Source organism: Acinetobacter sp. YH16032 (assembly GCF_013417345.1).
Taxonomy (GTDB): domain Bacteria; phylum Pseudomonadota; class Gammaproteobacteria; order Pseudomonadales; family Moraxellaceae; genus Acinetobacter.
The window spans coordinates 1-5440 of record NZ_VPEE01000067.1 but is presented as its reverse complement, the minus strand read 5'-3'; the positions used below and the strand labels follow the sequence as shown (position 1 = coordinate 5440).

At 34.8% G+C, this 5440-nt stretch carries 7 protein-coding genes and 1 pseudogene; 6 read left to right on the top strand and 2 right to left on the bottom strand.

Annotated elements, in window-relative coordinates:
• The 3 genes and pseudogenes from FTV32_RS15710 to FTV32_RS15700 all read left to right on the top strand — a co-directional run.
• A pseudogene (locus tag FTV32_RS15710) lies at positions 1–766 on the top strand (mobilization protein); the annotation flags it as partial.
• A gap of 635 nt (positions 767–1401) precedes the next feature.
• Entirely contained in the window at positions 1402–2352 is a 951-nt protein-coding gene (repM, locus tag FTV32_RS15705; RefSeq protein ID WP_151805632.1) for a replication initiation protein RepM, read from the top strand.
• A complete protein-coding gene (locus FTV32_RS15700) occupies positions 2345–2920 on the top strand; it encodes a plasmid replication DNA-binding protein (RefSeq protein WP_180029082.1) in 576 nt (191 codons plus the stop codon). The genes repM and FTV32_RS15700 overlap by 8 nt, the downstream gene beginning before the upstream one ends.
• 338 nt (positions 2921–3258) lie before the next feature.
• Here the strand turns inward: FTV32_RS15700 and FTV32_RS15695 are convergent, their stop codons facing one another.
• Together FTV32_RS15695 and FTV32_RS15690 are read right to left on the bottom strand one after the other, a co-directional pair.
• Positions 3259–3573, bottom strand: coding sequence for a hypothetical protein (locus tag FTV32_RS15695; RefSeq protein ID WP_000723215.1), 315 nt, complete (start codon positions 3571–3573; stop codon positions 3259–3261).
• Between the two features lie 2 nt (positions 3574–3575).
• Positions 3576–3989, bottom strand: a complete 414-nt coding sequence (locus FTV32_RS15690) for a hypothetical protein (RefSeq protein ID WP_044432567.1) — start codon at positions 3987–3989, stop codon at positions 3576–3578.
• 305 nt (positions 3990–4294) lie between these two features.
• On the opposite strand from FTV32_RS15690, the gene FTV32_RS15685 reads away from it, so the two are divergent.
• From FTV32_RS15685 to FTV32_RS15675, 3 genes are all read left to right on the top strand, one after another.
• Positions 4295–4582: a BrnT family toxin gene (locus FTV32_RS15685; protein ID WP_045796150.1), complete on the top strand. Its 288-nt coding sequence runs from the start codon at positions 4295–4297 to the stop codon at positions 4580–4582.
• Positions 4569–4883, top strand: a complete 315-nt coding sequence (locus FTV32_RS15680) for a BrnA antitoxin family protein (RefSeq protein ID WP_068975325.1) — start codon at positions 4569–4571, stop codon at positions 4881–4883. The genes FTV32_RS15685 and FTV32_RS15680 overlap by 14 nt, the downstream gene beginning before the upstream one ends.
• A gap of 93 nt (positions 4884–4976) precedes the next feature.
• Positions 4977–5417 carry a hypothetical protein gene (locus FTV32_RS15675; RefSeq protein ID WP_180009762.1) on the top strand — a complete coding sequence of 147 codons (441 nt, stop codon included), beginning with the start codon at positions 4977–4979 and terminating at the stop codon, positions 5415–5417.
• Positions 5418–5440: the final 23 nt, after the last annotated feature.

Here is a 5440-nt window from a genome sequence, read left to right as displayed (position 1 = left end):
ACTTGAGAACCCAGTTACAAATGCAATTAACGACAGCATTAAATCAACTGGATTTAAACAGCATTGTCAGCGACTTGGTGAAGATAGAATTAAGACCCATTCAAATGACAATTGGCACACAGCAGGCGGACATCGAGAAAGCACTCTCGAAAATCTTGCAATTGAAAGTTCCGAGCGACTTCTACGAAGATTTGCAGATGCAAAGCAAGCAGATCAACATGCTTGGGAAAACTCTAGAGAACTTGACGAAATTAATCGAAAACTTGAACGACTAGAAATCGGAATAACAGAAATTCGACTCAAACCCAAGCCAGCTCTTGATTTTAAATATTTAAGAAGCGACGGTTATTACCCCGATTATGTTGCTTATCACAAAGAAATCAGTGAAAAACAACAGCAAGCATATAAAAATCAGAATCAAATACAACTGATTGTTTTAACGAGTAAAAAAATTAAAAATATAGAAGAATACATAAATCGATCAAGTAAAAATCTCACTCACAGCGAGTGTAGAAAGTTAGATGAAATCATCAAAAACGACCGAAGAATGTTGAGATATCTTGAATGTGAGAAGATTTTAGAGCCTAGAAATTCCCATCTCAAAGAACCAAGAGAATTATATCAATCATGTTTGAAAGGCTTTGAGACGATCAAAAATGATATTCACGAAATTAAAAACCCATCACAACAACAAAACAGCATTGAATTATCAAGTCATGAACTCAAACAGCCACAACCGAGAAATGATTTTGACTTGAATATGTAATCCAATTCAGCAAAAGCAGTAATCAGAGGGGGGAATAAGTGATCTACCGTTATGTTGCTCACACTCCGTTCGCTTTGTGCTTTTCTTTTTGAGGCTAACAGGGATTAGCCGAGCGAGTGTCTACGAGCGATTGAACACTATCAAAATTTTGCCCTGCTCTTTCTCTGATTACAAGCTCCCCTTTACTGCTCAGACTTAGATATAGAGCATCCCGAAGGGTGCGAACAGATTTAATTTGCATCTAGGTCGAGCGAAGCGAGCATAAAAAACTCATGAGCGAAGCGAATTCCGAGTTGCTTTTGCTTTTTATTGAATTCCAGATGGTATTAACCAAAAATTGCCCCTTCGAACTGAGCGAAAGCGAAGTTCAATAGAGTTTGAGCGAAGCGAAAACCAAGGGCAATTTTTCATGACCTGGGCTTTTAATTATTTTAAAGCTTTTAAATACTTTTAGATGGCTTGAAAGCATTATGAATAAAGGGTTTTAGCTCTTATATGTCCACGTTTACCTTGCAATATGTCCACGTTTACCTTGCAATATGTCCACGTTTACCTTGCAATATGTCTACGTTTACCTTGCATTAGTACACAAATAATATTAACGTGTACTTATACACAATAAAAAAATAGTGGCTATGAGAGATTTAGTTGTAAAAGACAATGCCTTAATCAACGCAAGCTATAACTTAGACTTAGTAGAACAACGTTTAATTTTATTGGCTATTGTTGAAGCAAGGGAAAGTGGGAAAGGGATTAATGCAAATGATCCATTAGAAGTTCATGCAGATAGTTATATCAATCAATTTGGTGTACACCGTAATACAGCTTATCAAGCCTTAAAAGATGCTTGTAAGGATTTATTCGCGCGTCAATTTAGCTATCAAGAGAAAAAAGCTAATGGGAATATCCGAAATGTTATGAGTCGTTGGGTATCTCAAATTGCTTATAACGACAATGAAGCAACTGTAGACTTAATATTTGCACCTGCTGTTGTTCCCTTCATAACCCGACTGGAAGAACAATTTACTAAATATGAATTACAGCAAGTTAGTAGTCTTAGTAGCGCTTATGCCATTCGCTTATATGAGCTTCTAATTCAGTGGCGAAGCGCTGGTAAAACCCCAACCATAGAACTACAAGAATTTAGAAAGAAGTTAGGCGTTCTTGATAATGAATATTTACGGATGGCTCATTTAAAAGAGCGTGTTTTAGAGCTTTCAATTAAACAAATAAATGAGCATACGGATATAACTGTAAAATATGAACAGCATAAAAAAGGTCGATCAATTTCAGGTTTTTCTTTTACGTTTAAACAGAAGAAAAAGGATAATCCATCAATAGAAAGAGATCCGAATACCTTAGACCTTTTTTCAAAGATGACCGATGCTCAACGGCATATGTTTGCAAATAAACTTTCAGAACTCCCTGAAATGGGTCGCTATTCACAAGGAACAGAAAGCTATCCTCAATTTGCTGTTCGTATTGCTGAGATGCTACAAGACCCTGAAAAAATCAAAGAACTATCCCCATATCTAAAAAAAGTGGGATACATGCCATCAAATAAAAAGGACACCGTAAATGGCTAAGTTATCACTAAGTGAAGTATCTAAAAAATTTCATGTGGATAGATCAACCATTTACAGAGCTGTACGTAATGGACGTTTATCACGCTCCAGTGATGGACAATTCGATCTAGCAGAGGTCATCCGATGCTTTGGAGAACCTGAGCAAACATCTCAAAAAATTGAATCATCTAAGCAAGAAGGTGATGAATCTACAAAAAAACTTATTGCCCATTTAGAAAATGAAGTCAAAAAATACCAAGAACGTGAAGAACGGTTAATGCAACAAATTGACCGTATGCAAACACTCATTGAGCTGAAAAGTGTTGCACCTACCACAGCAGCACCACACCAAGATGCTACGGCATGCGACACCAAGATGCCACAGCATGCAACAACACAACAAGACACTGATAATAAAAAGAATAATGAATTAAATATTGCAGAAAATGTAGCAGTGCCACAGCAAGAAACTACGGCATACCACACCCAAACGCTACAGCATGCTACGTTGCAAAGTGTGGCAGTGCCACAACACAAAAAACGTGGTTTATTTGGCCGTGTGCTAAATGCCGTCTTTGATCATGACTAAGGGAGAGAGATCATTCCGAAACTGAAAGACATTGCCCTGGGAATTATTGTGGCCCCGCTGCTGATCCCGATTATGCTGATTGCATCGTACCAGGATAAAAAGGCACTGAAGAAAGAGCTGGATGAACGCCAAAAAGAAAAAGACCAGGCATCCTGATTATTCAATTGAGCTAATCAAAAGTGTGGAACATTGCTTACTTATTAAGCGTGGAACGTGAAAAATCATGAAAAAGCCGTTCCAGTGCGCTGAACCCTAGAACGGCTTTGACTAAGCTATTGATGCTTATAGGAAAATTTCAAGCATTTCGTATAACGTGTATTATGTTAATTTTAGGAGATCTATACAATTCTGTACTTTTTCACAATCATAGAAAAAGCAAATAAAATACTTACCCAAAATAAATAATCAATAAAAAAATTGAGAAAAACAAATTGATCCATGCCGATGAAAATAAATAAAGGATTGATACTTATACTTCCGACTGGAGAGGTTTCACCATCTATAAGGAACTGTAGAGGAAATCCCCCAGCTATGACTTCAACTTTTTCAAGCTTATCTACAACTATGCGAGCAACTAATATATTTTTTTGATAAAGCAAAGATACATAAGTCAAAATAATCGCTAAGAAATTAAAATATAATATTTTTTTCATAACTATTCTTTATCTTTTAAATTAATTAAAAACAGCCAATAACATAAGCCAGGAAAGAGAGCCATAAAAATAGTCCATGTATTGGTATACATTTTCCACCACTCTTTCGAAATTTCTCCTGTGTGACTCCATTCAAAAAGAATAAAAAATGGAGTAGCAATAATTATAGAGGCAATACAGATAGTTAATAAATTAAGACTGTTATAACGATTTAAAAGAATTGAGAATATGAAGCTGAAAGGTACAGTCAAAATACAATAAGCCAAGTAGACAAGACCGTGCCCTACAAGAACCACTAAAATCGAGTATAGGCTGTATTCCTGATTCATTACGATAAACAGGACTGCTGTGAAAAAAAGTAGTGGTAAAGGAGAAAGTAAGAGAGCTTTTACTATTTTTTCATTTGAATATTTCACTAATTTAATTCTCTTATCTACTCAATAAATAATAATACTATAACGATTTTATTGGAGGTTTTTTGATTCTATTTAACATAATGGTGGTTATACGCAATACACTTGTATATTAATATAAATATCAGATACTTAATAAAACCAGAAAAATCTAAAAATGCCCAAAAAGCCGATTTTGAAACAAGTCGGCTTTTTTATGAGCAGTTTTGATAGTTCTTGCCAATAAATTTGACTAAAAATTACGCTTTTCAACTTGAGTGATACAATTTTGTGATACATTATTGTATATACAAATTTGAATGTTTTTTATGGAACAGTATTTTGAATGGGATGAGGCTAAGAATCGAAAGAATCAGAAAAAGCATGATATCTCTTTCGAAACGGCAAGCCTTGTTTTTGAAGATCCACTGAGGATCTCAATTCAGGACAGACATACCGATGGTGAAGAACGTTGGCAGACCATTGGGAAAGTAAAAGGCGTACTAATGCTCTTAGTAGCTCACACCATTTTTGATGAAGATGACTGTGAAATCATACGAATCATTAGTGCAAGACAAGTCACTAAAGCGGAGCGAGATAAATATGAGCATGGTTAGATACTCACGCAAAGAACTGAATGAAAAATTCAGCGACAAGCAAGATGCTGAAATTGAACGCTTGCTTGCTAAAGGGACGGTTCCTGATGATCAGCTAGATCTCTCAGATATTCCTGAAATTACCGACTGGAGCAATGCTGTACGCCATAATCAATTCTATCGCCCAGTGAAGCAACAGACTTCCATCCGTTTAGATGCTGATGTACTTGCATGGTTTAAAGCTCAAGGTAAAGGCTATCAAACACGAATGAATGAAATTCTGCGAGAAGCAATGTTAGAAGATTTAAAAAAACATCAATAAAAATGGGAGCTTAGGCTCCCATTTTTGGATTCGTATAACGTGTATTATGTTAATTTTAGAAATATTAAAAATAAAATTTTAAAAGGAATGCAGATGGATCTTTATCATAGAAGAGTACTTTTAATTGGAGCACTTTTATTATTTTTTTTATTTTTAATTTTTAAAATTTTATTTTCTATCTTTGTATCAAAAATGGTAGATAAACAATATGAACAGGGAAACTTTAAAGTTGGAGAAATGTGTTATCTAGGTTATAAGCCCCATTCAAGAAAATCTACAGGAGCATATATCTCGATAGATAGTTATTATTTTTTAGTTGATGGTTTAAAGAGCCAGAACTTAGTTAGACCCTATTTTCCATTTAAGAAGCAATTTCCAAATTTTATAAAAAAAATGGATAGAACAAAATGTTATAAAGCTGAATATATAGAAGTAAATATTTTATTCTACAAGCAGAGAATGATATATCAATTAATTGATTTTAATGACTTTGTTTTGCAGATTCATGATGAATACCCTATAACTTCTAAATGAATAATTCTATGAGTCGAGCCTTT